The sequence below is a fragment of the Campylobacter sp. IFREMER_LSEM_CL1085 genome, from assembly GCF_025772235.1.
Taxonomy (GTDB): domain Bacteria; phylum Campylobacterota; class Campylobacteria; order Campylobacterales; family Campylobacteraceae; genus Campylobacter_D; species Campylobacter_D lari_D.
Window position 1 is genome coordinate 18,794 of the sequence record NZ_JAKMRU010000012.1, and the last position, 25,185, is coordinate 43,978.

A 25,185-nucleotide genomic window follows, 5' to 3' on the forward strand; every position below is an offset into this window, starting at 1 on the left:
GTGATGATGCAAGGTTTTATTTCTCAAGTTTTAGGACCAGTGGTTGATGTTGAATTTAAAGAGTATCTTCCACAAATTAACGAAGCTATAATCGTAAATTATGAATTAGAAGGAAAAGAATGCAAGCTAGTGCTTGAAGTAGCTGCGCATTTGGGTGATAATAAAGTAAGAACTATCGCTATGGATATGACTGATGGTCTTGTTAGGGGTTTAACGGCTGTTGCGACTGGAAACCCAATTAGCGTTCCAGTGGGCGAAAAAGTACTTGGAAGAATTTTTAATGTAACAGGTGATTTGATTGATGAGGGCGAAGAGATCAATTTTGATAAACATTGGTCAATCCATAGAGATCCACCTCCATTTGAAGAGCAAAGTACAAAAAGTGAAATTTTTGAAACAGGTATTAAGGTAGTTGATTTGTTAGCTCCTTATGCAAAAGGTGGTAAAGTAGGACTTTTTGGTGGTGCAGGTGTTGGTAAAACCGTTATTATTATGGAGTTAATCCACAATGTTGCATTTAAACATAGCGGTTATTCTGTTTTTGCAGGTGTTGGTGAAAGAACTCGTGAGGGTAATGATCTTTACAATGAAATGAAAGAAAGTAATGTTTTAGATAAAGTTGCATTATGTTATGGTCAAATGAATGAACCACCAGGAGCAAGAAATCGTATTGCTTTAACAGGTCTTACTATGGCTGAGTATTTTAGAGATGAAATGGGACTTGATGTATTGATGTTTATTGATAATATCTTTAGATTTTCACAATCAGGTTCTGAAATGTCGGCACTTTTAGGAAGAATTCCTTCAGCCGTTGGCTATCAACCAACTTTAGCTAGCGAAATGGGTAAATTCCAAGAAAGAATTACTTCAACTAAAAAAGGTTCTATTACTTCAGTTCAAGCAGTTTATGTGCCAGCAGATGATTTAACAGACCCTGCTCCTGCAACTGTTTTTGCGCATTTAGATGCAACTACGGTTTTAAATAGATCAATTGCTGAAAAAGGTATTTATCCAGCTGTTGATCCGCTTGATTCTACTTCAAGAATGCTTGATCCGCAAATTATTGGTGAAGAGCATTATAAAGTAGCTCGTGGAGTACAATCAGTACTTCAAAAATACAAAGATTTGCAAGATATTATTGCTATTTTAGGTATGGATGAATTGAGTGAAGAAGATAAATTGATCGTTGAAAGAGCAAGAAAAATTGAAAAATTCCTATCTCAACCATTCTTCGTTGCTGAAGTATTTACAGGAAGTCCTGGTAAATATATTAGTTTAGAAGATACAATAGCAGGTTTTAAAGGTATTTTAGAAGGAAAATATGACCATTTACCTGAAAATGCTTTCTATATGGTAGGTGGAATTGATGAAGTTATTGAAAAAGCAGAAAAACTTAAGGCTTAATAATGGATAATTTAATACATATAGAGGTGGTAACGCCTCTTGGTATGATTTACAATGATAATGTAAAATCTATTGTTCTTCCTGGAAGTGAAGGTGAATTTGGTGTTTTAAAAGGACATGCATCCTTAATTTCTTCTTTAAGGGCAGGGATTATAGATATAGAAAAATCAGATTCTACCCATGAGTTAGTTGCTATTGATTCAGGTCATGCGAAAGTTTCTGAAACGAAAGTAAGTGTTTTAGCAAAAGGTGCTGTGTGGGTTGGAGGAAATAGTGATAGTGAAATAGCAAAAAGATTAGCAGATGCAAAAGATTTAATCAAATCTATGAGTAGTGATAGTGTTGCTTTAGCTTCTACTTTTGCTAAGATGGATAATAATGTAAGGCAAAAATAGTGGATTTTCAATCAATTTTTCATTTTTTTGAAAATACAAGCTTAATTACTTATATTGTATTGGCTTGGCTTTCGGTGTATTTTATACTTAGTTTTAGCATTTTATTCTCAAGATTAATGCTTATTAATAAATGGATGCAAGATGAAAGTCAGGCTTTAGAAGCTTTGATGAGAGGAGAGAGGGATTTAAGCCAAAGTGCATCAATTTTAAAAAAATGTATTGAGATTGATGAAACTAAGATGAATATTTATAAAAATTCTGTTGAAAAAAAAGCCACAATTGGATTAACTTGGCTTAGTATTATTGCTTCAACCTCTCCTTTTATAGGTCTTTTTGGTACAGTTATTTCTATACTTGAAACTTTTGGTGGTTTAGAAATGCAAAATTCTTTGAGTATTATTGCACCAAAAATTAGTGAAGCTTTGGTAGCTACAGGTTGTGGAATTTTAGTGGCAATTCCCGCATATAGTTTTCATTTGATTATCAAACGCAAAGCTTATGAACTAATTAATATTTTAGATAGTGAGATAAAAGTATTAGTAAGTTCAGCAAAGGTTTAATTGATGTTTTTAGAAGAAAAACCCGAACTAAATATTACACCTTTAGTGGATATTATGCTTGTATTGCTTGCTATTTTAATGGTAACAGCACCAAGTATTACATATGAAGAAAAAGTTCAACTTCCTCAAGGTTCACAAAAAACTTCAAGTGCTCCAAATATCAAAAGTTTAATTATAACAATTAATGCAAAAAAAGAAATTTTTATAGGAAAAGATAAATTTAATTTTTTAAGTTTTGCGGATAATATGAATGCATTAAAAGTGCAATATAATACTCAAGAAACAGTTTTCATTAGAGCGGATAAGAATTTAAAATATGATGATGTAATGAGTGTTTTAAGAACAATGAAGCATTTGGGTTTTCAAAAAGTTGCTTTGCAAACTGAGTAAAAAATGGAAGAAAATTCTACATATAATTTTAAAGCTTTTACTTATGCGATTTTAGTTTATTTTTTTGTTGTTTTTTTAGTATTTTTTAAGTTAGTCGAATATAAGCCAAAAGCTATTGAATATACTAATGATCCTAATAGTTTTATTAATATAGAACTTGGAGATAGTATAAATCAAAATCAAGTAAATATGATACAAGAGTTACAAAAGGAAAATTTGCAAAGTTTATTTGAAGAGAATCTTTTGCAAAAATACACTACAAATAAAAATGTTAATACTCAAAATGTAGAACAACAAGCTAGTGTTTTCAATGAGTTATTTGGCAAAATAGAAGACTATCAAGAAGAAAAAACTACAAAAGTGCAATCTTCAATGCCATCGAAAAAACCCACTTTTACTCAAAGAGAAAAAATCAATGATTTTTCTAAGCAATTAAATGAAAATCTACAAATTAATCAAGAACTAGGACAATCTGTTATAGAACAAAAAATAGGAGTTTATGATCAATTTTTAGGTGCTGTTAGAAAACATCTTGAAGATAGATGGAGAATATACAATCCTAGTGGTAATTTAAGTATAGAAGTAGAATTTGTAATTGATAATAACGGATATTTTTATTTGTTAAGTACCACTAGTGCACATAGTGATAATTTTGATAAAAAGGCAAAAGAATTTTTACAAAATTTAGAAGGAAAATACATAACTTTACCTCCAAATGGTAAAATAAGAAAAATTAAAATGAAACTTAGTGATATAATTGAGTTTAAAACGGAGAAGTGATGAAAAAAATATTAGCGTTTTTATTTTTTTGTTCAGTATTATTTGGGCAAGATGCGACAATATCTGTTGTAAATAAAGGTATGCAATTACCTAAAATTTATATTAAAGACCAATCAAGATTGAATGATTTAGATCTTAAAAAAAGCTTTTATAATATGCTTGTTAATGATATAAAAGTGAGTTCAAATTTTGAATTAACTCAAGATGAAAAACAAGGTGATTATATTTTTTCTTATGTTTTAAATAAAAATGGTAAGCTTTTGGATATTGATGTTGAAATTTTAGCTGCAAATGAAACAAAAACGAGATTTTATGAGCAAATTCTTTCCATTGAAGAATATCCATTTTTAGCACATAGAAGTGTCGCTCAAATGAATAGAAAATTAGGTTTTGCACCAGTTGATTGGATGGATCATAAAATTTTAATAGCTAGAACTCAAGGTAATAAGCAAAGTGATATTTTGTTAGCAGATTATACTTTAACTTATCAAAAGATATTAATATCAAAAGGTTTAAATTTATTTCCCAAATGGGCAAATAAAGAACAAGATGCATTTTATTTCACTGCTTATGAAGATGAAATTCCAACACTTTATAAATATAATATGAAAAATAAAAACATCACAAAAATCATTGCTAGTAAGGGTATGATGGTTGCTTCTGATGTTAGCGATGATGGTAAAAAAATTTTACTTACTATGGCGCCAAAAGATCAGCCAGATGTGTATTTGTATGATACAGATACAAAAGATTTAAAACAGATTACAAATTATACGGGTATTGATGTAAATGGCAACTTTGTAGATGATGATAAAAAAATCGTATTTGTATCAGATCGTTTAGGTTATCCAAATATTTTTATGCAAAATTTAGATTCTAATTTAACAGAACAAGTAGTTTTTCATGGTAAAAATAATTCTTCAGTTTCTACCTATAAACATTATATGGTTTATTCTAGCAGGGAGGTAAATCAAAGTGGGGTTTTTAATCTTTATTTAATGTCAACCCAGAGTGATTATATAAGACAACTCACTGCAAATGGTAAAAATCTTTTTCCAAGATTTTCAAGTGATGGAGAAAGTGTAGTATTTATTAAATATTTAGGTTCACAAAGTGCCTTAGGAGTCATTAGAATTAATGCAAATAGGGCTTTTCATTATGGTTTAAAGGTGGGTAAAATTCAATCAATTGATTGGTAAAATATCAAAATTGTATTTTTTTTGTTATAATTAAACATGATTTTTAAATAAAAAAGGGGAAAAGCAATGAAAAAAATCATTTTTGCTTCAATTACTGCGTTTGCTGTTATTGTAAGTGGTTGTGCTACAAAAAATACTAGTGTAAGCAGTTCAAGTAGTGTAGATGGATCAAAAGGTAGTGGTGGTTCTGATAGATTTGAAAATCTTGAATCTTTAAATTCTATTGCAAATGTGTATTTTGATTTTGATAAATTTAATGTTAGAAGAGATATGCAAAAAGTTGTTGCAGATAATGCTGAAATTTTCAACAAAGAAGCCGCGAATGCTGCAATTGTAGTTGAGGGAAACTGCGATGAATGGGGAACTGATGAATACAATCAAGCTCTAGGTTTAAAAAGAGCTAAAGCTGTTAAAGAATCTTTAGTAGCTCAAGGTGTTAGCGCAGATAGAATAAGCGTAAAAAGTTATGGAGAAACTAATCCTGTATGTACTGAAAGAACAAAAGCTTGTGATGCGCAAAATCGTCGTGCAGAATTTAAATTATCAAAATAAGTTTTAAATAAATGAAAATCAAATTATTATCAGTAGCTCTTTTAGGAGCTACTTTTTTATACGCTGAAATTTCAGCATTTGATGCAGGAAAAGTAGATACAAAAACACCTTATGGCTTAACTCAAAATGAAAAATTACAATACGAAAATCAAGAACGCTTAAAAGCTTTAAATGAATATTATACTAATTTGACTAGTAAGATAAATACTGCTGTAGAAAATATAGAAGGTTTACAAAGTGTAACTGAGGGTTTAAATGCTCAATATTCTAAAGCAAATACAAAATTACTTTCACTAGAAGAAAACTATCAAAATTTTGATGCAAATATCACAAAAGAAATTCAAAATTTAAGAGCTTATGTAGAAGAAAATAGGCAAATTCAAGAAAAAAATCACCAAGAAATTCAAAAAGTATTGAGCGAAATAACAACTTTGATCAATAAAATTAATGATGATTATGTTTCTAAAGAAGATATGAACCAAACCATAACTTTTTTTCAATCGGAAATAGCTAGAGTGCAAAATCAAACAAATAATATCCAAGTTGTTCCTATTGCTAGTGAAAGCAATAAAACCCAAGAAGTCATTAAAGAAGTAAATACGACTTTGGAAAAAGAAATTGTTCAAGTGAAAGATGATAGTTGGAAAAAACTGCAATCTAGCGAAATTTTAAAAAAAGCTATTGATGAAACCAATAAAAATCAATTTGATGATGCAAAAGAAAAATTTGAGCATTTAATTAGTATCCATTATAAACCTGCTAGATCTACTTTTTGGCTTGGAGAGATAAGATATAAACAAAAAGATTATGCAGGCGCTTTGGGATTTTACAAAAAAAGTTCTGCTATAAGCACCAAGGGTGATTATGTGCCAAAATTACTTTATCATACGGCTATTAGCTTAGATAAAGTTGGGGATCCAAAAAGTGCTAATAAATTTTACAAAGCTTTAAAGACAGCTTATCCTGATAGTCCTGAAGCAAAAGTTTCGCCAGATAGAAAATAAAAAAGGAGATAAAATGGCTATAGAAAAAAATAGTGTAGTTTCAATGTTTTATGAGTTAAAAGATGCAAACACAAATGAAGTTTTAGAATCAAATATTTATGCTGAACCTATTTCTTTTATTTTAGGTAAGGGTCAAATTTTAGAAGGACTAGAAGAAGAAATTCAAAAACTTGATGCCCCGTGTAATGCCGATATTGTGATAAAAAAAGAAAATGCTTTGGGTGAATATGATGCAAATGCATTGCAAACTTTACCAAAAGAACAATTTGCAGGGATTGATTTGCAAGTTGGTATGGAGCTTTTTGGCGAAGGCGAAGATGGTAATACAGTAAGAGTAATTGTTAGAGAAATTACTGAGAATGAAGTTACTATTGATTATAATCATGCTTACGCAGGAAAAGACTTGTTATTTTCAATTAATATTGTAGATGTTAGAGCTGCAAGTGAAGATGAAATTTTAACAGGAATTATTGCAGGTAGCAGAAGTTGTGGATGTGGTGGTGGAGGACATCATCATGATCATCATCACGGACATGGTGGTGGATGTTGTGGTGGCCACGGACATGGTGGTGGCGGTTGCTGCGGTGGACACTAATGAATAGTGCATTTATTTTCCCAGGCCAAGGCTCTCAAAGTGTTGGTATGGGGCTTAGTTTTTATGAGAATTCACTTAAAGCAAGAGAATTATTAGATTGTGCAAGTGATTATTGTAAAATTGATTTTAAAAATTTGCTTTTTAAGGAAAATGAAAATTTAAATAAAAGTGAATTTACACAAATGGCCATAGTGTTAAACTCACTAATGGCTTATGAAGCTTTAAAAGAGCAAGCTAGTATAGAAGCTAAGTATAGTTTAGGCCATTCACTAGGAGAATTTAGTGCTTTAGCGACTCAAGGTGCATTTGACTTTTTAGATGTTATAGCACTTGTTAACAAGCGTGGCCAATTTATGCAGGAGGATTGCTCTAAAATCGAAGCTGGTATGATGGTGGTTTTAGGACTTGAAGATAAAGTAGTAGAAGAACTTTGCCAAAAGGCATTAAGTGAGCAAAAAAGTATTTTTGCAGCTAATTATAATTGTGAAGGACAGGTTGTAGTAGCGGGTTTAAAGCCTGATTTAGCTTCTTATGAGAGTGAGTTTAAGAATGCAGGAGCCAAAAGAGCTATGCTTTTGAATATGAGTGTTGCAAGCCATTGTCCATTATTAAAAAATGCGTCTTTAAAACTTACAAAAGAACTAGAGCTTGTGTTAAAAGATGATTTTAAAAGTGTAGTTTCAAATGTAAATGCAAAAATATATAGTGATAAAACTCAAGCTTTAACACTTTTAAGCGAGCAACTTATAAAGCCTGTTCTTTATAAGCAAAGCATTAAAACAATAGATAATGAAGTGGATTTTTATATAGAATTTGGTGCGAGCGTGCTAAAGGGCTTAAATAAAAAAATCACTCAAAAAGAAACTTATGCTTTAAGTAAAATAGAAGATATTGATGAAATTCTAAAGGTGATTAAATGAAAATAGCTATTTTAGGAGCTATGCCCGAAGAGGTTACTCCTTTACTCGAAACATTAAAAGAATATCAAACAATTGAATATGCAAATAATACTTATTATATTGCAAAATACAAAAATCATGAATTAATCATCGCTTATTCTAAGATAGGGAAAGTAAATTCCACTCTTAGCGCAACTATTATGATAGAAAAATTTAAAGCTGAACTTATGCTTTTTACAGGAGTGGCTGGTGCTTTTAATCCTAGTTTGGAAATAGGGGATTTAATCTATGCTACAAAATTAGCTCAATATGATTTAGATATTACAGCTTTTGGACATCCGCTTGGTTATGTTCCTGGTAATGAAATTTTTATAAAAACAGATGATAAGCTTAATAATCTTGCCATAGAGGTCGCTAAAGAACTTGGTGTTAAATTACAATCAGGTATTATCGCTACGGGTGATGAATTTATTTGTGATGAGAATAAAAAAGCAAAAATTAGAGAAATTTTTAACGCAGATGCTTGTGAAATGGAAGGAGCTAGTGTGGCTTTGGTATGTGATGCTTTAAAAATTCCATGTTTGGTTTTAAGATCAATGAGTGATAAGGCAGGTGAAAAAGCTGAATTTGACTTTGATGAGTTTGTAGAAAAATCCGCTAAAATTTCAGCTAATTTTGTTTTAAAAATTTGTGAGAAATTATGATAAATCTTAGCAAAAGACTAATCAGAGAAGTTGCAAAAGCAAATGCCAAGTTTTCCTTAATAGGAGATAATGATAAAGTTTTATTAGGACTTAGTGGCGGGAAAGACTCTCTAGCCCTAGCTCATCTTTTAAAGCGTATGCAAGCACATGCACCTTTTAAATTTGAACTTAAAGCAGTAACTTTAAGTTATGGCATGGGTGAAGATTACACCAAACTTCATAATCACTGCAAAGAACATGGTATTGACCATGAGGTTATTGATTCTAATATTTATGAAATTTCAGGTGATACCATTAGAAAAAATTCAAGCTTTTGTAGCTATTTTTCAAGAATGAGACGTGGAGCTTTATATACTTACGCCTTAGAAAATGGTTTTAATAAGTTAGCCATAGCTCATCATTTAGATGATGCAGTAGAGAGTTTTTTTATGAATTTCATTTATAATGGTACTCTTAGAAGTTTAGCGCCAAAATATAAAAGTAAAAGAGGTATAGAAGTCATCCGTCCTTTGATTTTTGTAAGAGAAAGGCAATTAAGAGAAAATGCTATTAATAATGAATTAGAAGTAATTGGTAATGAATTTTGTCCTGGCATGAAATTAAGTGAAAAAAATGTAAAATTTCCTCATGCTAGAGAAGAAGCTAAACAGCTTTTAGCAAATTTAGAAAAAGAAAATCCAAAATTATTTACGAGCTTAAAAACTGCATTTGAAAATATCCACACGGATAGTTTTTTCATGGTTAAGGATAATGACTAAACTTTTAATTATAGTTGATTATCAAAATGATTTTATCGATGGTAGCTTAGGTTTTGAAAAAGCTACCAAGATAAAAGATAATATTCTTACTCTTTTAAAAAATCATCAAGGTGATGTTGTTTTTACTTTTGATACGCATGATGAGAGCTATTTAAAAACCCAAGAAGGAAAAAAACTGCCTATTTATCATTGTATTAAAGATACTTTTGGTTGGCAAATGCCAAGTGATTTTAATGCGTATTTAAAAAATGCAAAAAAAATCTTTTATAAGAATGCTTTTGGTAGTTTAGAATTGGCTAATTTTTTAAAACAAAATCATTATGAAAGTATAGAATTTTGTGGTTTGGTTTCGCATATTTGTGTATTTAGTAATATTATTTTAGCTCAAAGCGCCACGCCTAATTCTAAAATTATTTTACATAAAAATGCTACTGCAAGTTTTAATGAATCTTTAGAAAATAGTGCTTATGAAATTTTACAAGCTTATGGCATAGAGCTTTTATAGATGCAAGGCTTTATTTTGCACACTCAGAGCGTAAAAGATGAGGATTTGATTGTTTATCTTTTAAGTGCCAAAAAAGTTATTAAAAGTTATAGATTTTACGGAATGAGACATTCTAATATTCTAAATGGATATAAGATTGATTTTGAACTTGAAGAAAGTTCTAGATTTTTACCGCGCTTAAAAGATGTTTTACACATTGGATTTTCTTGGGTTTTAGATAGAGAAAAAATGTTTTTTTGGCAAGAATTTATCAGGCTTTTTTATTGGCATTTAAAAGATGTTGAGGAGATTGATAGTTTTTATTTTGAGCTTTTAGAAGATTGTGCTAAGCGTTTTGAAAAACAAGATTGTAAGCGTGTGATTGTGGATGCTTATTTAAAGATTCTAAACTTTGAAGGGCGCTTGCATAAGGATTTTGTTTGCTTTTTATGCGATGAGTGTATAAAAGAAGATGTTGTATTGGTAAGGGCTTTTTTGCCTGCGCATAAAAAATGTGCTTTTGGCTATGAGTTTAAAACTAAAGATCTTGTGAGGTTTTATGAAAATTTTAATTCATCGCATTTTAGCGATGAATATATTGATAATTTATATAAAATCATTAAAGAGGGTTTTTAAGAGTAATATCATACATCATAATAGCCTCTTGTCTTAATTTTGCGATGATATTTGCACTATCAATATGTGTATTTTTTATAATAGCTTCCTTGCTATTTTTAATATCTTCAAGCAAATTTCCAAGTTGTTTTTGAGAACTTTGTAAGCAAGTGCTTATACATTTTGGTTGTGTTTGTTGTAAAACTTGCTCGAAATTTAAACTTTGATTGTTAAGCTTTGAAGCATGTGCTGCTAGATTATTTGCACTTGTTCTAATGCCACCTAATGCTTTGTAAATCCCTTTTGAATTGATATGAGCTGCCATGAACCTTCCTTGTTTTATGGTATCTCTTCATTCATATTGCTTAGAATTTTACAAGCAAAAATCATTCCTTATTGAAAAATTCTTGCATATATTTTCGCATAATTTCTGCATCATTAATGCGATTAACACAATCTCTAAAATTTGAAGCATCTTCATAGCCTTTAGAATATTCATGTAAGTGCTTTCTAAATATGCTTATACCTTGTTCTTTATAATGTTTTAGCATTTCTTCAAAATGCGTAAAGATGATTTTGTTTTTTAAAGTTTTATCGATTTTTTTACCAGTTTTTACCTCGTGAAATATCCAAGGTTTTCCTATGCTTGCACGCCCTATCATCAATGCATCACAATTTGTTATTTTAAAAACTTCTTTAGCATTTTCTGTGCTAATATCGCCATTTGCAACTAAAGGAATTTTGATATTTTCTTTAGCTAAAGCTATAGCTTCATAATCAGAATTTCCACTATACATTTGTTTTCTAGTGCGACCATGCATACTGATAAAATCTACCCCAGCATTTTCACATGCTTTAGCAATGGTAATAGGATCTTTTTTTTCAAACCCTAATCTTACTTTGACACTAGTTAGCTTTTTATTGCTTGTTTTTTTGATAAGTTCTAAAATTCTTTGCAATTTATCAAGATCTTGCAAAAGAGCACTGCCTGCACATTGTTTTATAACTTTATTTACAGGACAGCCGCAATTAAAATCAATCCCATCTATAAAATCAAAACGATTTAATATTTCTACCGCCCTTTGAATCACACTTTCATCCGAGCCTGCAATTTGAACTATATAAGGATTCTCAAGTTCAGCTTTTTCCAACATTTTAAGAGTTTTTGAGCTTTCATACACTAAAGCATTAGAACTTATCATCTCACTAATTGTTACATCAGCCCCAAATTGTTTAACTAAATTTCTCAAAGGCAAGTCTGAAAAACCTGCCATAGGAGCTAAAAACAAAGGTTTTTTACTAAAATCTATCATTGTATAAATTTTTCGAGTTCTATTTTTTTATTATGTTCTCTTAAAAAGAGCAAGAGTCTAAAATCCTTATGTTCGTTTTGATCATTTCCTAATTCATTAAGCAATTCATCATACATACCAAATTCTGCTAAAGTATAAAGATAAGCTCTTAAAGCTTGAGAATGACTATCTTTTAACTTTTTAAATAAAGCAATTAATATTTGAGGCTCTATTTTTTTACAAAGTATTTTTGTGCATTGTAAATATGACTTATCATCTAAGGTATTCATGCTAAGCAAAACTTCGATTTCAGCATGATTTAATTCCAAATTTTCTTTTTCAAATCTATCCAAAAGTAATAAAATATCATCTTGATTTTTTTGTATTTTTAGTGTTTTAATTTGGCTATAAGGTGCATTATCTAATACCATTTTATAAGCAAAATTTTCTAATTCATTTGTCAGAGTTTCTTTATTTTTAATAAAAGAAAAAGCATAGTCGCTATCTTTTTGGAAATGATTTTTTTCATTTAAAATGAAAATTTCATTATGTGGATCGAGTTTGTATTTTTTTAATTCCACAAATTCCTTTTTGTCTAACTGCTCTAAAATATTTATAATATCATCTATTTTTGTATTTTGATTTTTTTCTTTAAAATAAAGAGCTTGAGTGTTTTTGGCTATATCTTGAAATTCTTGAGTTTTAAATTTAATTTTGCTTATTTTTTTCAAAAATACATCAATTAAAAAATTTTCATAATTTTTGCTATCTTTAATAAGATTTTTGTATTGTAAATGTTTTAAAAAGCCATAAAAACTCATATGCAATAAAGCTAAAACCATCAAAATAAATGCAGGTAAAATTACCCACAAGCTGATAGGTAAATTTAGCTCAAAAGTAGAAATTGTGAAAGTGTAATTTCCCAAATTTAGATTATAAACTAAGGCTGCTACGATTAAAAGATAAACCAAACTTGCAAAGAAAAATAATTTTACTTTCATAATTCTTTCCTTTTTTCTAAGTTTTCACGACAATTTATACAATATTTTGCGTGAGGTTTTACTTTGAGTCTTTCAGGATGTATATCTTCATCACAATACTCACAAATTCCATAAGTATTGTTATCTATTTTGCTTAATGAATGTTTAATTTCTTCTAATTCTGTTTTTAAATTTTCATTGATTTTTAAGTCAATATGTGAGCTGTTGTCAATTTGCTGTAAATCAACTTCATCTCTTGGTTCACTATCTTGTAGATCATGGATATTGTCTATATTACCTTGAAGTTCTTGTAAAATTTCTTTTTGTCTTTGAAGTAATATATTTTTAAATTCTTCAAGATTTAACTCTTGCATAAATGCTCCTATTTGTGGTATGGATGATTTGTATTAATGCAAAATGCACGATAAATTTGTTCTAAAAGCATAGTTTTAGCAAATTTATGCACTAAAGTCATTTTGCTAAGAGCTATGCTTGTATGCATTTGTGCGATAAATTCTTTTTCAAGGCCATAAGCACCGCCTATAAAAAAAGAAATTTCATTTTTATCTTGTAATAATTTAGCAAATTCTATACTTGTAAGCTCTTTACCCTTTTCATCTAAAGCTATGCAAAAACCTTTTTTATAAGGATTTAGCGCGTTTGTATAAGATTTTTTTGCTTCTATGGTATTGGTATTTTGTGCTAAATTAATTTTATTGTTAAAAATACAAATATCATTAAAATTGCAAAATTTTTTGATGAGCTTGGTGTAGTGCTCATCTATTTTACTAAATTCATTATTATTGTTTTTTTGAATGCTTAAAAGATTAATATGCATTTTTAATTTTTAGAAAAAAATCTTAAAAAATCTGCTATAAATTTTTTATGTTCACTTCTTTCTACAATAGCATCAATTAATCCATGTTCAAGTAAAAATTCGGCCTTTTGAAAGCCCTCTGGTAAATCAGCACCTATAGTTTGTTTGATAACTCTAGCTCCTGCAAAGCCTACTAGGGCGCCAGGTTCAGCCATAATGATATCTCCAAGCCAAGCAAACGATGCGCTCACTCCACCCATAGTTGGATCGGTTAAGACTGAAATATAAGGAAGCTTTTCTTCTGCTAATAGCTTTAATGCCGCACTTGTTTTACTCATTTGCATTAAAGAATAAGTGCTTTCTTGCATTCTAGCTCCACCACTTGCACTCACTATAACAACAGGAGTTTTTTTCTCAATCGCTCTTTCAATAGCTCTAAGAATTTTTTCACCTTCTACTGAGCCCAAACTTCCACCCATGAAAGAAAAATCAAAAACAACTAATTGAGTTTTAATGCCATCTATATTGCACTCGCCGCTTATTATAGCGCTTTTTCTTCCTGTTTTTTCTTCATTTTCTGCTAATCTTTTTTTATATGATTTACTATCAACAAATTTAAGCGGATCAATCGCATGTAAGTCTTTATCCATTTCTATAAAAGTATCTTCATCACTAAGTAGCTCGATGCGTTTTAAAGGATTTAATCTCATATGAAAATTACATTTAGGACAAACATTATAACAAGTTTCTATTTCTTTATAATACATTAACGCATGACAAGAATTACATTTTACCCAGTGATTTGGAGCTTCGCTTGGAGCGGCTTGTTTGCGTCTTATACTAGAAAAAATATCTAAAAAATTCATTATCTCTACCTAAAATAAAATTTCAAAATTATAGCAAGATTTTAGTATTTTTAAAATCTTGCACCCAACATAAACTCGAATTTGCTTAAGTCGTCTTTTGAATTAGTGTTAAATGGTTTAGCAAAAACTAAATTTAAAGCACCTAGTGGGGTTAGCCACTCAAAGCCAACACCTGTGCTCCATCTTTGAATTTGACTTAAAGAACTCTCACCTATGGCACCATAGTCAAAAAACACACTTCCTCTTAGTTTGATTCTATCAAAGATTGGAAAGCTAAGCTCTACAGAATTTGCAAAAGCCACTGTACCACCTGTTTCATCACCCCATTTGTTTTTAGGACTCACGCTTCTTCTATCAAAACCTCTAATAGTTCCTATGCCTCCAAGGTATAATTTTTCATTGATAGGTAAATAACCTTGATCCCATACCTTATAAAAACTTGCTTTATAGCGATAAATCAAATCCCAACCTATAAATTCTTCTAAGCCTTGATAATAATTAAATTTAGTAGTAGAGCTTATAAATTCTTGATCTCCACCTAAGCCTGCATATTCAAGTGAGGTTGAAGCGATAAAACCTGATCTTGGTAGATAATAATCATCTGTATTGTTAAATACTATTGAAGGAGTGATAGAGCTTTTGTAAGTTTTACCAAGTTTATATCCTTGAGCGATTAAGCGATCACTCAAATGATAAATATCACTTTGCTCAAGATTGTAAGTTAAATCTATACTTGTATATCTTCCCAAAGTTTTACCAACACTTATATCAAAACCATAGTTTCTCTCATCATAACTATCCCATTCTAAACGATCTGAATATAATGATCCTCCAAGAGAATAATCACTATCATTTACTCTAGGATTTCTTAAAGATATTCTACCTGAAAGTGTATCATCGCCTTTGTCTATACTTACACTTCCTTTCATGCCAGAGCCTAAGATATTTGCATCAGATAATGAAGCACTAAGTAAAATTCCATCACTAGTTCCATAACCAATACCACCTGAAATAGCTCCAGTTGAAGCTTCTTTGACTTCTACTATCAAATCAATATGTGTATCATCTACTCTTTGTTCTTTAATATCTACATTTTCAAAATATGCAGTTCTTCTTAGAGCATTTCTTGAGTCTATTAAATCAGTTCTATTATAAAGATTGCCTTCGGTTAGATAAAGCTCTCTACGAATAACCCTATCAACTGTTTTAGTATTACCTGAAATTTCAACATTTCTAACATATACTTTTTCATTAGGTATGACTTTAAAAATAATCATAGCTTCATGGTTTTCTTTATCTTTTTGTATATCAGGTATAACCTGTACAAAAGCATAACCCAAATCAGCTGTCTTTGTTTCTATAGTTTTTATATCTTCTCTTAGTTTTTCTATATTAACTATTTTTCCAACACTTAATTTTAAATCATTTGCTAAAGCTTCATTTTCTTCATCACTAAAAATAGGATTAAAAATTTTAATTCCTTTAACTTTATAAACCTCACCCTCGTTGATAAAATAAGTTAAATCAGCTTGATAAGTATCTGTGTAAGTATTTAAAAAAGCAGGAGATACGCTCACATCAAGATAACCTTCTTTTAAATATACATCTGAAATTCTTGAGCTATCATTTGCAAGATCAAAGATTTTAAGCTTACCATCGTTAAAGCCCCACATCCAGCCTAGGGCTTCTCTTTGTTTATTTGCTACCGCAGGTTCAATATCTGAATAGCTTAAATTTTTTGCACCACTTAAATGTACTTTTTCTATGATGATATTTTCCCCACGATTTACAACAAAAGTAAGTTTTAATGAGCTTGAATTACTTAATTTTTCATCTTTGATTTCTACAACAGTATCATAAAAACCTTTGGCTTGATAAAAAAGTTTGATTTTTTCAGCTGCGTCTTTAGCTGAATTTTCATCATATAAAATTCCAGGTTTTAAACCAACAAGGCTTTCTATTTGTTTTCTATCGTTACTTGCTATACCTTGAATATCTATTTTTCCAATGGAAGGTTTTTCTATTACTTTAAAAGTTAGCACCCCATTTTTTTCTTCTACTACTATATCTTTAAAATAATTTCTATCAAAAAGGTTTTTAATTGCTGTATCTATACTAGCAGGATCGATTTTTTGTCCTATTTTTAATTTAGAAATCGCAATAGCACTTTCTTTAGAAAGTTGCGATAAGCCTTCAAATTTTATATCTTTAATCGTAGCTGCACATAAAGAACTTGAGAGTGCAAAGAAAACAAACCATTTTTTCATCATTTTACCTAAATTTTTATATACAAAATCGTTATAATACCAAAATATTTTTAACTAATGCTTTTTAAGGAAAATTTATGAAAGTAGGTATAATCGGACTTGGCTTAATAGGTGGATCTTTGGGCCTTAGTTTAAGAGAGAATAAATTAATAGATTTAGTTTGCGGATATGATATAAACAAAGAATTTGAACAAATCGCGCTAGAGCGAAAATTAATAGATAAAATTGTTTCATTTGAAGAGTTAAAAAAATGTGATGTAATTTTTTTAGCTATCCCTGTAAGAGCTATTGTAAAAATTTTAAAAGAATTTCAAGATATTTCTAAAGATTGCACTATCATTGAGCTTGGAAGTACAAAAGAAGAAATTATTAAAAATTTACCATCTGATTTACAAAGTCAATTTATCGCAGCTCATCCTATGGCAGGAACAGAAAATAGCGGTCCAAATGCAGCTATAAAAGACTTATATAAAAATGCAGTTTGTGTTTTATGTGATGTGCAAAATGCTGATCATATCCATCAAAAAAGAGCTATAGAAATTTTTTCAGATTTAGGAATGAAGCTTGTATTTATGGATAGTATCGCGCATGATCATCATGCTTCTATCATTTCACACTTACCGCATGTGATTAGTTTTTCCTTGGCAAATTTTGTAATGAAAGAAGAAAATAAAAAAAATATAGCCCACCTAGGAGGTCCTTCTTTTAAAGATATGTGTAGAATTGCAAAATCAAACCCTCAAATGTGGAGTGGTATTTTTGAACAAAACAAACAAAATTTATTAAATTCTATTGATTTATTTCAAAAAGAATTACAAGAGTGTAAAAAAATGATAGAAAAATGTGATATAAATGAACTTGAAGCTTGGATTAAAAGTGCAAATAAGTTAAGAGAAATTTTGTAAAATTTTTTATAATTTACTCTTAATTTGCTAAAGCATAATATATTTTTACAAAAATTATACAATGAAAGTGGAGAATATGGTTTTTACGCGTAAAAGATCAAATAAAAAATGGATTTTTCTAGTTTTTTTAATACTTTTAGCCTTTGGGGTTTTTGTGTTAAATACAAAGCTGTTTGAAAAAAATCCTCCATTAATCCAAACAAAATCAGATATTATTTATAGCAATTTAACAGATCCTATATCTATAGAAATAAGCGATGAAAGCGTTTTAAAAGATGTTAAAGTCACACTATTTAAAGCAAATGAATTAAATGGTGAAATGCTTGTTAATGAACATGTTAAAGGTAATAAAAAAAGTGTCCATTTTGATTTAAAACTACCAAAACCAGCTTATAAAGAAAATGTTGATTCTTATAAGCTTGTAATAGAAGCAAGTGATAGTAGTTTTTGGAATTTCTTTTTAGGAAATCAAGCGCTTAAAGAAGTGAAAGTTATCATTGATACCAAAAAACCATTTGTAGAAATTTTAGACAATTCTTATCAAATCGAACAAGGTGGAGTAGGTAGTGTGGTATTTAAAGCAAGTGATGAGAATTTGCAAGAAGTTTATATCACAACTGATAAAGATAAAATTTTTAAAGCAACTCCTTATGTGAAAGAAGGATATTATGCTGCTTTGATTCCTTGGGAGGCAACTGATGAGCATTTTAGAGCTTATGTAGTGGCAGTAGATAAAGCAGGTAATGTAAACAAGCAAAGAATTAGATATTATTTTACCAATAAAAAATACCGAGTATCTAATATAAAAGTAAGTGATAGATTTTTAGATGGAAAGATTGAATTTTTAGCACAAAAATATGCTCCAAAAGATAGAGAGTTAAGCAGGCTTGAAAAATTTAAATTTGTTAATGAGGACTTAAGAGCTTCTAATGAAGTTATCATTCATGATATTACGAGTAAAGTTCCTGATACTATGATTAATAATTTTAAAGTCAATCTTTTCAAGCCTTTAAAAAATGGCCAAAAAGTGGCTGATTATGCTGACCATAGATTTTATTCTTATAATAATCAAGCATTTAGTAGTTCTTATCATATGGGACTTGATTTAGCAAGCGTAAAAGAAGCGCCTATCATTAGCAATAACGATGGTGAAGTGGTATTTGTACAAGAAAATGGAATTTATGGACTAAATATTATTATTTATCATGGTTTTGGGATTTATACTCTTTATGGACATTGCACTAATGTGGATGTAAATGTGGGCGATAGAGTTAAAGCGGGTGATGTTATAGGCACTACAGGCACTACAGGCTTAGCACTTGGAGATCATGTGCATTTTGGTGTTTTGGTGCAAGGTGTTGAAGTGCGTCCTGAGCAATGGCAAGATGCAAAATGGATAAAAGAAAATATCTATAATGTATTAGAATCAAGCAAAAAAAGAATTTTGAGTGAATAAAAATGAATCAAACAACAATAGCAAAAGAAGTTAAAGGTGTTGGTATAGGTTTGCACAAGGGTGAGCCTATTGGTATAAAATTAGAGCCATTAGAAGCTGGTAGTGGTATAGTGTTTTATAGAAGTGATTTGGGAATTTCTTATGAAGCAAAGCCTGAAAATGTCATCGATACACAAATGGCTACTGTAATAGGCGATCATAGGGGTTATGTTTCTACTATAGAACATTTAATGAGCGCGATTAATGCTTATGGTATTGATAATGTGCGTATAGTTTTAGACGCAAACGAAGCTCCTGTAATGGATGGTAGCAGTATAGGTTTTTGTATGATGCTTGAAGAAGCAGGTATAAAAGAGCTTGATGCGGCAAAAAAAATTTTAGTGATTAAAAAAAGTGTAGAAGTAAAAGAAGGCAATAAATTTGTGCGTTTAAGTCCTACGGATATGCCTATTATAAACTATACAATCGAATTTGATAATCCTATTATAGGCAAACAAAATTATTGTTTTGAATTTAGCAAACAAAACTACATAGAGCAAATAGCAAGAGCAAGAACCTTTGGATTTTTAAAAGATGTTCAAGCTTTAAGAGCTATGAATTTAGGTCTTGGTGGAAGCCTAGAAAATGCTGTTGTGGTTGATGATAATCGTATTTTAAACCCTGAAGGTTTGCGCTTTAAGGATGAATTTGTGCGTCATAAAATTTTAGACGCTATTGGGGATTTAACCTTGCTTGGATGTAGAGTTTTTGGAGATTATACTTCTTATGCAGGTTCACACAAGCTTAATCATCTTTTAACTAAAGAACTTTTAAAAGATCCTAGTGCCTATGAAGTGGTAAGCTTAGAAAAAAGCACACATAAGGTTTATGAAAAGGTTTTTGCATAAAAAAGGTTACTTTGCTTTTAAATGCCATAGCAAAACCTTTAATGCTTGGTATTTATGAAAATGATTTATTGTTAAATACCATTGAAAGTGATTTAAAAGTTAGCGAGGTTTTACCAAAAATATTGCAAGAATTACTTTCGCAATATGAGTTTGAAAAGCTTATTTATGTACATGGACCAGGTTCTTACATGGGTATAAAGATTTCTTATGTTTCTTTTGAGACATTAGCCATAGTCAAAAACATTCCTTTAAAAGCAATCAGTGCTTTTGAGTTAAATAACAACACTCCTATACCTGCAAACAAACATTTATGTTTTGTAAAAAAAGACAATGGTGAAATTATTTTAGAGAAGACACAAGCAGGAAGTTTTTTTATGCCTCAAAGTTTAAAAGGTTTAAATTTAAGCAAAGAAAGTACACCTTTTTATGTTTTAGATGCAATTAATTAAGGTAAAAAATGAAAATTTTAGTTCCTGCGACAAGTGCAAATTTAGGTCCTGGTTTTGATTGTTTGGGCTTGAGTTTAAAACATTTTAATCAAACCATAGTTGAAAAATCTAAATTTTTTAGTATTAACATACATGGAGAAGGTGAAAATAATATCTATCTTAAAAAAAATAATACTTTTGTTAATATTTTTTATGAAATTTATCAAAGACTTAGCGGTAAAAAAGATAATTTTCGTTTTGTTTTTCAAAATAATATCCCTTTAGCAAGAGGTATGGGAAGTTCTTCTGCTGTAATAATTGGAGCTATTGCTTGTGCTTATGAATTAAGCGGATTTAAAGCAGATAAAAATATCATTTTAAATGAAGCTTTAAAATATGAAAATCATCCAGATAACATAGCTCCAGCAGCTCTTGGAGGTTTTGTGTGTGCATTAAATCACAATCAAAAAGTCTTAGCTATAAAAAAAGAAGTAGATAAAGACTTACAAGCTGTTATAACTATACCAAATGTAGCGATGAATACTCAAAAATCAAGAACAGTTTTAGCTAAAAAAATTAATCTAGAAGATGCTGTTTTTAATCTTTGTCATGCTTCATTTTTAACAGCTTGTTTTTTAGAAAAAAAATATGACATGTTGAAATATGCAAGTTTAGACAAACTTCATCAAAATCAAAGAATGAAACTTTTACCTGAGCTTTTTGAAGTACAAAAATTAGCTTTAGATAATAATGCTCTCATGAGCACGCTTTCAGGCTCAGGTTCGAGTTTTTTCACTCTAGCCTATAAAGATGATGCTAAACAAATCAAAGAAAAAATCAAAAATAAATTTGCTAAATTTAGAGTTGAGCTTTTAGAATTTGATGATGAGGGCTTTAAAATTTGCTAAAAATTCCAAAAAAAAGATATAATTTTGAAAAACCATATACCCATTAGAATGTGCATTGTTTGCAAAGGTCGTTATGAAAAGCAAAGTTTGCATCAATTTCAAATAAAAAATTCTCAAATTATCACTAAAGTGGAATTTGGTAGGAGTTTATATATTTGTAATCCATGTTTTGAAAAAGATGAAAAAACATTGCAAAAGGCTTTTATGAGAGCTTGCAAAGGCAATTTTTATGGCAGTATAAATCAGCAGGATTTAAAGGAGATATTTTTTAATGACAGATGTAAAGATTAGCGAAATCGCTCAAGAGTTAGGATATACTAGTAAAGAAATTATAGAAAAAGCCAATGAAATAGGCTTGGAGGATATAAAATCCCCTAACAAAAAAGTATCTTCTGAAATCGCAGAAGCGATTTATCAATATGTGCAATCAGGTGAAATACTAGATGTGGTAAAAAAAGTGGCAAAGCCTAAAAAAGAAAGCGCGACTAAAAAAACTACTAAAAAAGAAGAAAGCAAAAAAGAAGAGAAAAAAACTACTAAAAAAGAAACAAAAACTCCTGTTAAAACAACAAATGAAAAGAAAGAAGAAAGTAAAAAAGAAGAAAAGCAACCTGAAAATCCTATTAAAAATGAAGCATTAGAGGAAAAAAAAGAAGAAATTAAATTCGATGAAAAACTAGGCTCTAATTTAAATTTAGCTAAAAGAAGAGGTTTAGTTATCGTTAAAAAGAAAAAAGAAGAAAGCAAAGAAAACCAAATAAACAATGAAGAAAAATCTAATATACAAAATACTCAAGGCTTGAGCCTTAGTATGATTTTTTCAAATTCAGATGAGAATTTAAAAAGAAAGAAAAAAGAAAAGAAAAATCATCCTGCGACAAGTAAAAAAGAAAACACTACTAAAATGGATCTTTTAGGAGATAAAGACTTTGCTGATATTTCTTTAGAAGATGACGATATGGTAGTTTTACCTGATTTTAGTGTAAAAGAAAACAAACCAGCACAACCAGCAAACAAAAAACAACCAAATATCTTAAAGCAATCTTTAAATAACTCTATCAACCCATTTGGCGAGGGTGGTATACAAAGAAGAAGTCGTAAAAAACCACCTAAAAAGGTAGAGAAAAAAGAAAGTGAAGCTATAACAAGTGTAAGCATACCTAAAGAAATTCGTGTGTATGAATTTGCTGAAAAACTTGGTAAAAACACCGGAGAAGTTATCTCTAAACTTTTCATGCTTGGTATGATGACGACTAAAAATGACTTTTTAGATGAGGATGCTATAGAAATTCTTGCTGCTGAATTTGGAGTGGAGATTAATATCATTGATGAGGCTGATGAGTTTGATTATGTAAAAGATTATGATGAAAATCAAACAGAAGAAAATTTAAGCCAAAGAGCCCCGGTTATCACTATCATGGGGCATGTGGATCATGGTAAGACTTCTTTGCTTGATTATATAAGAAAATCACGTATTGCAAGTGGCGAAGCAGGTGGGATCACTCAGCATGTTGGCGCTTATATGGTGGAAAAAAATGGTAGAAAAATCACTTTTATCGATACTCCAGGCCATGAGGCATTTACTGCTATGCGTGCAAGGGGAGCTAGTATAACGGATATTGTTATTATCGTAGTAGCTGCAGATGATGGGGTAAAACCACAAACTAAAGAGGCGATCAATCATGCAAAAGCAGCTAATGTGCCTATCATCATTGCTATTAATAAAATGGATAAAGAAAACGCAAATCCTGACATGGTAAAAACCCAACTAGCAGAAATGGACATCATGCCAGTAGAATGGGGCGGAAGCCATGAATTTGTGCCAGTTTCAGCTAAAAAAGGTGATGGTATAGAGGATTTACTTGAAATTGTATTATTACAAGCTGATATTTTAGAGCTTAAAGCAAATCCAAAAGCCCATGCTAAAGCAAGTATTATAGAATCTTCAGTGCAAAAAGGTAGAGGTCCTGTGGCTACTATCATCGTGCAAAATGGTACTTTAAGAGTAGGAAATACAGTCGTAGCAGGGGAAGCTTATGGTAAAGTGCGTGCTATGAGTGATGATCAAGGCAAAGCTTTAAAAGAAATAGGTCCAGGTGAGTGCGGAGTGATCATAGGTCTTAGTGAAGTAGTTGATGCAGGAGAAACGCTAATAGCCGTAGATAGTGATAAGCAAGCAAGAGAATATGCTAATAAACGCCATGAATACAACCGCCAAAAAGAACTAAGTAAATCTACTAAAGTAAGCATAGATGAGCTTGGTGCAAAAATCAAAGAAGGCAATTTAAAAGCCCTTCCTGTGATCTTAAAAGCAGATGTGCAAGGTTCACTTGAAGCGATTAAGGCTAGTTTAGAAAAACTTAAAAACGATGAGATTAAGGTTAATATCATCCATAGTGGCGTAGGTGGGATTACTCAAAGCGATATAGAGCTTGCAAGTGCTAGTGAAAACTCTATCGTTTTAGGCTTTAATATACGCCCAACTGGTGAGATCAAAGAGCGTGCCAAAGATAAAGGCGTAGAGATAAAAACTTATAATGTTATTTATAACTTGCTTGATGATGTAAAAGCCTTGCTAGGTGGTATGATGAGCCCTATTATCTCTGAAGAACAACTTGGTCAAGCTGAAATTCGCCAAGTGATCAGTGTGCCAAAACTAGGACAAATCGCAGGTTGTATGGTAACAGAAGGCACAATCAATCGTGGTGCGAAAATCAGACTCATTAGAGATGGGGTTGTGGTATTTGAAGGTAATGTAAGCTCACTCAAACGCTTTAAAGATGATGTAAGAGAAGTTGCAAAAGGCTATGAATGCGGTGTAGGCATAGAAGGTTGTAATGATATGAGAGTGGGGGATTATATAGAAAGTTACAAAGAAGTTGAGGAACAAGTAAGCCTATGAACCCAGCCGAAATCAAAAAGCTACGCACAGAAAGCATTTTAAAAGAACTTATACCAGAAGCTTTAGCAAATTTAGACAACGAAGCTTTAAAAAATTTGTGCGTAGTGGATGTAGAGTGTAAAAAAGGCAGATACGATGCTTTTGTGTATTTAGATAAAATGTTTTTTAATACCCAAGAGCAAGAAATCATACTCAATCAACTCAAAAAAGCCGCCCGTGCTTTGCAAAATTATTGCATGAGTGAGCAAGGGTGGTATAGATGTCCGAATTTTCACTTTAAATTTGATGATAGATTAGAGTATCAAAATCATATGGATGCTTTATTTGAAAAAATCAAAAAGGAACAAAATGAATCTTGAAGCACTTTGTAAAGAAGCAGGGCTTAGCTTTTATGATGATGAGCTAGTAAGTGAAAATGGTAGAAAGATTTATAGAATTTATGTGCAAAAAGAAGGCGGGGTAAATCTTGATGATTGTGCTAAGCTTAGTGAGATTTTATCGCCTATTTTTGATGTAGAGCCACCTGTGGGCGGGGAGTATTTTTTAGAAGTATCAAGCTGTGGGCTTGAGAGAAAACTTAGCAAAATTGAGCATTTTGCAAAAAGCATTAACGAACTTGTAAAAATCACAACTAGTGAAAAAGAAAAAATCGAAGCAAAAATTATCGCCGTAGATGATGAAAATATCACTTTAGAAAATTTAGAAACTCAAGAAAAAACTACTTTAAATTTTAGCGACATAAGAAAAGCTAAAACTTTCATACAATGGTAAAAATTTAGAAATCTAAATTTTTACTTATCTTTTGTATAATTGAATTTAAACATAAGAATAAAAAAGGCGTATAATGCTTGAAAATAAATATGATTATAAAATCAGTAAAGCAGATAAAAATGGCAATGTGTATTATCATTTTCCAAAAGATGAAGATGAATTTAAAGAAGCAGTTGTAAAAAATGGTGGCATGAGTGTGTATGTTTATCAAGATGATAAATTAATAGATGAATTTCATACAAAAAGTCAAGGCTATAAATGGACTTCACCCGTTTTTACCTATTTAAGAACTATGAATAAAAATGGGGAAAGATTTTATAGATATTATAAAAATTGCAAGTTATTTGCGATTATAGATTAAAAGGCT

The 25,185-nt window shown here is 30.4% G+C and carries 31 protein-coding genes; 24 read left to right on the forward strand and 7 right to left on the reverse strand.

All coding sequences use genetic code 11. The features are described from left to right. Positions 1-6: 6 nt before the first annotated feature. The 14 genes from atpD (at position 7) to recO (ending at position 10,360) form a co-directional block, all read left to right on the forward strand. Positions 7-1,404, forward strand: a complete 1,398-nt coding sequence (gene atpD / locus L8W56_RS06000) for a F0F1 ATP synthase subunit beta (protein ID WP_133319666.1) — start codon at positions 7-9, stop codon at positions 1,402-1,404. Between the two features lie 2 nt (positions 1,405-1,406). Further along, the gene (gene atpC, locus L8W56_RS06005; RefSeq protein ID WP_133319665.1) at positions 1,407-1,799 is read left to right on the forward strand and encodes an ATP synthase F1 subunit epsilon; all 393 of its coding nucleotides are present in this window, start codon (positions 1,407-1,409) and stop codon (positions 1,797-1,799) included. Further along, on the forward strand, positions 1,799-2,359 hold the full coding sequence (locus L8W56_RS06010) for a MotA/TolQ/ExbB proton channel family protein (RefSeq protein WP_220566504.1): 561 nt from the start codon (positions 1,799-1,801) through the stop codon (positions 2,357-2,359). Before atpC ends, L8W56_RS06010 begins: the two co-directional genes overlap by 1 nt. Then, complete coding sequence (locus tag L8W56_RS06015) at positions 2,360-2,749, forward strand: ExbD/TolR family protein (protein WP_133319663.1); 390 nt, start codon at positions 2,360-2,362, stop codon at positions 2,747-2,749. A 3-nt stretch (positions 2,750-2,752) separates the two neighbouring features. After that, positions 2,753-3,529: a TonB C-terminal domain-containing protein gene (locus tag L8W56_RS06020; protein ID WP_133319662.1), complete on the forward strand. Its 777-nt coding sequence runs from the start codon at positions 2,753-2,755 to the stop codon at positions 3,527-3,529. Further along, complete coding sequence (tolB, locus tag L8W56_RS06025) at positions 3,529-4,728, forward strand: Tol-Pal system protein TolB (protein ID WP_220566503.1); 1,200 nt, start codon at positions 3,529-3,531, stop codon at positions 4,726-4,728. Before L8W56_RS06020 ends, tolB begins: the two co-directional genes overlap by 1 nt. Before the next feature lie 66 nt (positions 4,729-4,794). Then, positions 4,795-5,280, forward strand: a complete 486-nt coding sequence (gene pal, locus L8W56_RS06030; RefSeq protein ID WP_263659717.1) for a peptidoglycan-associated lipoprotein Pal — start codon at positions 4,795-4,797, stop codon at positions 5,278-5,280. 11 nt (positions 5,281-5,291) lie between these two features. Continuing rightward, entirely contained in the window at positions 5,292-6,284 is a 993-nt protein-coding gene (locus L8W56_RS06035; RefSeq protein ID WP_220566502.1) for a tetratricopeptide repeat protein, read from the forward strand. A 13-nt stretch (positions 6,285-6,297) separates the two neighbouring features. Further along, positions 6,298-6,879 carry an FKBP-type peptidyl-prolyl cis-trans isomerase gene (locus L8W56_RS06040; protein ID WP_263659718.1) on the forward strand — a complete coding sequence of 194 codons (582 nt, stop codon included), beginning with the start codon at positions 6,298-6,300 and terminating at the stop codon, positions 6,877-6,879. Then, positions 6,879-7,799, forward strand: a complete 921-nt coding sequence (fabD, locus tag L8W56_RS06045) for an ACP S-malonyltransferase (protein ID WP_263659719.1) — start codon at positions 6,879-6,881, stop codon at positions 7,797-7,799. Before L8W56_RS06040 ends, fabD begins: the two co-directional genes overlap by 1 nt. Next, a complete protein-coding gene (locus L8W56_RS06050) occupies positions 7,796-8,482 on the forward strand; it encodes a 5'-methylthioadenosine/adenosylhomocysteine nucleosidase (protein WP_133319656.1) in 687 nt (228 codons plus the stop codon). The genes fabD and L8W56_RS06050 overlap by 4 nt, the downstream gene beginning before the upstream one ends. Further along, entirely contained in the window at positions 8,479-9,240 is a 762-nt protein-coding gene (locus L8W56_RS06055; protein ID WP_263659720.1) for an ATP-binding protein, read from the forward strand. The genes L8W56_RS06050 and L8W56_RS06055 overlap by 4 nt, the downstream gene beginning before the upstream one ends. After that, entirely contained in the window at positions 9,233-9,745 is a 513-nt protein-coding gene (locus tag L8W56_RS06060) for a cysteine hydrolase family protein (RefSeq protein WP_263659721.1), read from the forward strand. Before L8W56_RS06055 ends, L8W56_RS06060 begins: the two co-directional genes overlap by 8 nt. Then, positions 9,746-10,360, forward strand: coding sequence for a recombination protein RecO (recO, locus tag L8W56_RS06065; protein WP_263659722.1), 615 nt, complete (start codon positions 9,746-9,748; stop codon positions 10,358-10,360). Here recO and L8W56_RS06070 read toward each other — a convergent pair. The 7 genes from L8W56_RS06070 to bamA all read right to left on the reverse strand — a co-directional run bounded on the left by L8W56_RS06070 (position 10,344) and on the right by bamA (position 16,561). Next, positions 10,344-10,664: a hypothetical protein gene (locus L8W56_RS06070; RefSeq protein WP_039617382.1), complete on the reverse strand. Its 321-nt coding sequence runs from the start codon at positions 10,662-10,664 to the stop codon at positions 10,344-10,346. The genes recO and L8W56_RS06070 overlap by 17 nt on opposite strands. A gap of 61 nt (positions 10,665-10,725) precedes the next feature. Next, on the reverse strand, positions 10,726-11,652 hold the full coding sequence (locus tag L8W56_RS06075; protein WP_263659723.1) for a tRNA dihydrouridine synthase: 927 nt from the start codon (positions 11,650-11,652) through the stop codon (positions 10,726-10,728). After that, positions 11,649-12,632 (reverse strand): hypothetical protein, encoded by a 984-nt coding sequence (locus L8W56_RS06080; protein ID WP_220566495.1) that lies wholly within the window; start codon positions 12,630-12,632, stop codon positions 11,649-11,651. The genes L8W56_RS06075 and L8W56_RS06080 overlap by 4 nt, the downstream gene beginning before the upstream one ends. Beyond that, positions 12,629-12,985 carry an RNA polymerase-binding protein DksA gene (dksA, locus tag L8W56_RS06085; protein ID WP_133319649.1) on the reverse strand — a complete coding sequence of 119 codons (357 nt, stop codon included), beginning with the start codon at positions 12,983-12,985 and terminating at the stop codon, positions 12,629-12,631. Before dksA ends, L8W56_RS06080 begins: the two co-directional genes overlap by 4 nt. 8 nt (positions 12,986-12,993) lie before the next feature. Continuing rightward, complete coding sequence (locus tag L8W56_RS06090; protein ID WP_133319648.1) at positions 12,994-13,449, reverse strand: 23S rRNA (pseudouridine(1915)-N(3))-methyltransferase RlmH; 456 nt, start codon at positions 13,447-13,449, stop codon at positions 12,994-12,996. A gap of 2 nt (positions 13,450-13,451) precedes the next feature. Further along, positions 13,452-14,294 (reverse strand): acetyl-CoA carboxylase, carboxyltransferase subunit beta, encoded by an 843-nt coding sequence (gene accD / locus L8W56_RS06095; RefSeq protein WP_263659724.1) that lies wholly within the window; start codon positions 14,292-14,294, stop codon positions 13,452-13,454. Between the two features lie 50 nt (positions 14,295-14,344). After that, positions 14,345-16,561, reverse strand: coding sequence for an outer membrane protein assembly factor BamA (bamA, locus tag L8W56_RS06100; protein ID WP_263659725.1), 2,217 nt, complete (start codon positions 16,559-16,561; stop codon positions 14,345-14,347). A 77-nt stretch (positions 16,562-16,638) separates the two neighbouring features. Between bamA and L8W56_RS06105 the strand changes: the two genes are divergently transcribed. The 10 genes from L8W56_RS06105 (at position 16,639) to L8W56_RS06150 (ending at position 25,179) form a co-directional block, all read left to right on the forward strand. Continuing rightward, positions 16,639-17,466 (forward strand): prephenate dehydrogenase, encoded by an 828-nt coding sequence (locus L8W56_RS06105; RefSeq protein ID WP_263659726.1) that lies wholly within the window; start codon positions 16,639-16,641, stop codon positions 17,464-17,466. Positions 17,467-17,542: 76 nt separating this feature from the next. Further along, complete coding sequence (locus tag L8W56_RS06110; RefSeq protein ID WP_263659727.1) at positions 17,543-18,922, forward strand: M23 family metallopeptidase; 1,380 nt, start codon at positions 17,543-17,545, stop codon at positions 18,920-18,922. 2 nt (positions 18,923-18,924) lie between these two features. After that, on the forward strand, positions 18,925-19,809 hold the full coding sequence (gene lpxC, locus L8W56_RS06115) for a UDP-3-O-acyl-N-acetylglucosamine deacetylase (protein ID WP_263659728.1): 885 nt from the start codon (positions 18,925-18,927) through the stop codon (positions 19,807-19,809). Positions 19,810-19,850: 41 nt separating this feature from the next. Then, positions 19,851-20,258, forward strand: a complete 408-nt coding sequence (locus L8W56_RS06120; protein WP_263659737.1) for a tRNA threonylcarbamoyladenosine biosynthesis protein TsaB — start codon at positions 19,851-19,853, stop codon at positions 20,256-20,258. An 8-nt stretch (positions 20,259-20,266) separates the two neighbouring features. After that, positions 20,267-21,145, forward strand: coding sequence for a homoserine kinase (gene thrB, locus L8W56_RS06125; protein WP_263659729.1), 879 nt, complete (start codon positions 20,267-20,269; stop codon positions 21,143-21,145). A 24-nt stretch (positions 21,146-21,169) separates the two neighbouring features. Further along, positions 21,170-21,436, forward strand: coding sequence for a DUF448 domain-containing protein (locus L8W56_RS06130; RefSeq protein WP_133319640.1), 267 nt, complete (start codon positions 21,170-21,172; stop codon positions 21,434-21,436). After that, positions 21,417-24,047 carry a translation initiation factor IF-2 gene (infB, locus tag L8W56_RS06135; RefSeq protein ID WP_263659730.1) on the forward strand — a complete coding sequence of 877 codons (2,631 nt, stop codon included), beginning with the start codon at positions 21,417-21,419 and terminating at the stop codon, positions 24,045-24,047. Before L8W56_RS06130 ends, infB begins: the two co-directional genes overlap by 20 nt. Then, positions 24,044-24,406, forward strand: coding sequence for a 30S ribosome-binding factor RbfA (gene rbfA, locus L8W56_RS06140; protein WP_039617407.1), 363 nt, complete (start codon positions 24,044-24,046; stop codon positions 24,404-24,406). The genes infB and rbfA overlap by 4 nt, the downstream gene beginning before the upstream one ends. Continuing rightward, on the forward strand, positions 24,396-24,818 hold the full coding sequence (gene rimP / locus L8W56_RS06145) for a ribosome maturation factor RimP (protein ID WP_133319638.1): 423 nt from the start codon (positions 24,396-24,398) through the stop codon (positions 24,816-24,818). Before rbfA ends, rimP begins: the two co-directional genes overlap by 11 nt. A 73-nt stretch (positions 24,819-24,891) precedes the next feature. Then, the gene (locus L8W56_RS06150; RefSeq protein WP_263659731.1) at positions 24,892-25,179 is read left to right on the forward strand and encodes a hypothetical protein; all 288 of its coding nucleotides are present in this window, start codon (positions 24,892-24,894) and stop codon (positions 25,177-25,179) included. Positions 25,180-25,185: the final 6 nt, after the last annotated feature.

Bases quoted from the DNA above. Each gene is read 5' to 3' on its own strand.
- atpD (WP_133319666.1), top strand. From the start codon at position 7: ATGCAAGGTTTTATTTCTCAAGTTTTAGGACCAGTGGTTGATGTTGAA.
- atpC (WP_133319665.1), top strand. From the start codon at position 1,407: ATGGATAATTTAATACATATAGAGGTGGTAACGCCTCTTGGTATGATT.
- L8W56_RS06020 (WP_133319662.1), top strand. From the start codon at position 2,753: ATGGAAGAAAATTCTACATATAATTTTAAAGCTTTTACTTATGCGATT.
- tolB (WP_220566503.1), top strand. From the start codon at position 3,529: ATGAAAAAAATATTAGCGTTTTTATTTTTTTGTTCAGTATTATTTGGG.
- pal (WP_263659717.1), top strand. From the start codon at position 4,795: ATGAAAAAAATCATTTTTGCTTCAATTACTGCGTTTGCTGTTATTGTA.
- L8W56_RS06035 (WP_220566502.1), top strand. From the start codon at position 5,292: ATGAAAATCAAATTATTATCAGTAGCTCTTTTAGGAGCTACTTTTTTA.
- L8W56_RS06040 (WP_263659718.1), top strand. From the start codon at position 6,298: ATGGCTATAGAAAAAAATAGTGTAGTTTCAATGTTTTATGAGTTAAAA.
- fabD (WP_263659719.1), top strand. From the start codon at position 6,879: ATGAATAGTGCATTTATTTTCCCAGGCCAAGGCTCTCAAAGTGTTGGT.
- L8W56_RS06050 (WP_133319656.1), top strand. From the start codon at position 7,796: ATGAAAATAGCTATTTTAGGAGCTATGCCCGAAGAGGTTACTCCTTTA.
- L8W56_RS06055 (WP_263659720.1), top strand. From the start codon at position 8,479: ATGATAAATCTTAGCAAAAGACTAATCAGAGAAGTTGCAAAAGCAAAT.
- L8W56_RS06060 (WP_263659721.1), top strand. From the start codon at position 9,233: ATGACTAAACTTTTAATTATAGTTGATTATCAAAATGATTTTATCGAT.
- recO (WP_263659722.1), top strand. From the start codon at position 9,746: ATGCAAGGCTTTATTTTGCACACTCAGAGCGTAAAAGATGAGGATTTG.
- L8W56_RS06070 (WP_039617382.1), bottom strand. From the start codon at position 10,664: ATGGCAGCTCATATCAATTCAAAAGGGATTTACAAAGCATTAGGTGGC.
- L8W56_RS06075 (WP_263659723.1), bottom strand. From the start codon at position 11,652: ATGATAGATTTTAGTAAAAAACCTTTGTTTTTAGCTCCTATGGCAGGT.
- L8W56_RS06080 (WP_220566495.1), bottom strand. From the start codon at position 12,632: ATGAAAGTAAAATTATTTTTCTTTGCAAGTTTGGTTTATCTTTTAATC.
- dksA (WP_133319649.1), bottom strand. From the start codon at position 12,985: ATGCAAGAGTTAAATCTTGAAGAATTTAAAAATATATTACTTCAAAGA.
- L8W56_RS06090 (WP_133319648.1), bottom strand. From the start codon at position 13,449: ATGCATATTAATCTTTTAAGCATTCAAAAAAACAATAATAATGAATTT.
- accD (WP_263659724.1), bottom strand. From the start codon at position 14,294: ATGAATTTTTTAGATATTTTTTCTAGTATAAGACGCAAACAAGCCGCT.
- bamA (WP_263659725.1), bottom strand. From the start codon at position 16,561: ATGAAAAAATGGTTTGTTTTCTTTGCACTCTCAAGTTCTTTATGTGCA.
- L8W56_RS06105 (WP_263659726.1), top strand. From the start codon at position 16,639: ATGAAAGTAGGTATAATCGGACTTGGCTTAATAGGTGGATCTTTGGGC.
- L8W56_RS06110 (WP_263659727.1), top strand. From the start codon at position 17,543: ATGGTTTTTACGCGTAAAAGATCAAATAAAAAATGGATTTTTCTAGTT.
- lpxC (WP_263659728.1), top strand. From the start codon at position 18,925: ATGAATCAAACAACAATAGCAAAAGAAGTTAAAGGTGTTGGTATAGGT.
- L8W56_RS06120 (WP_263659737.1), top strand. From the start codon at position 19,851: ATGCTTGGTATTTATGAAAATGATTTATTGTTAAATACCATTGAAAGT.
- thrB (WP_263659729.1), top strand. From the start codon at position 20,267: ATGAAAATTTTAGTTCCTGCGACAAGTGCAAATTTAGGTCCTGGTTTT.
- infB (WP_263659730.1), top strand. From the start codon at position 21,417: ATGACAGATGTAAAGATTAGCGAAATCGCTCAAGAGTTAGGATATACT.
- rbfA (WP_039617407.1), top strand. From the start codon at position 24,044: ATGAACCCAGCCGAAATCAAAAAGCTACGCACAGAAAGCATTTTAAAA.
- rimP (WP_133319638.1), top strand. From the start codon at position 24,396: ATGAATCTTGAAGCACTTTGTAAAGAAGCAGGGCTTAGCTTTTATGAT.
- L8W56_RS06150 (WP_263659731.1), top strand. From the start codon at position 24,892: ATGCTTGAAAATAAATATGATTATAAAATCAGTAAAGCAGATAAAAAT.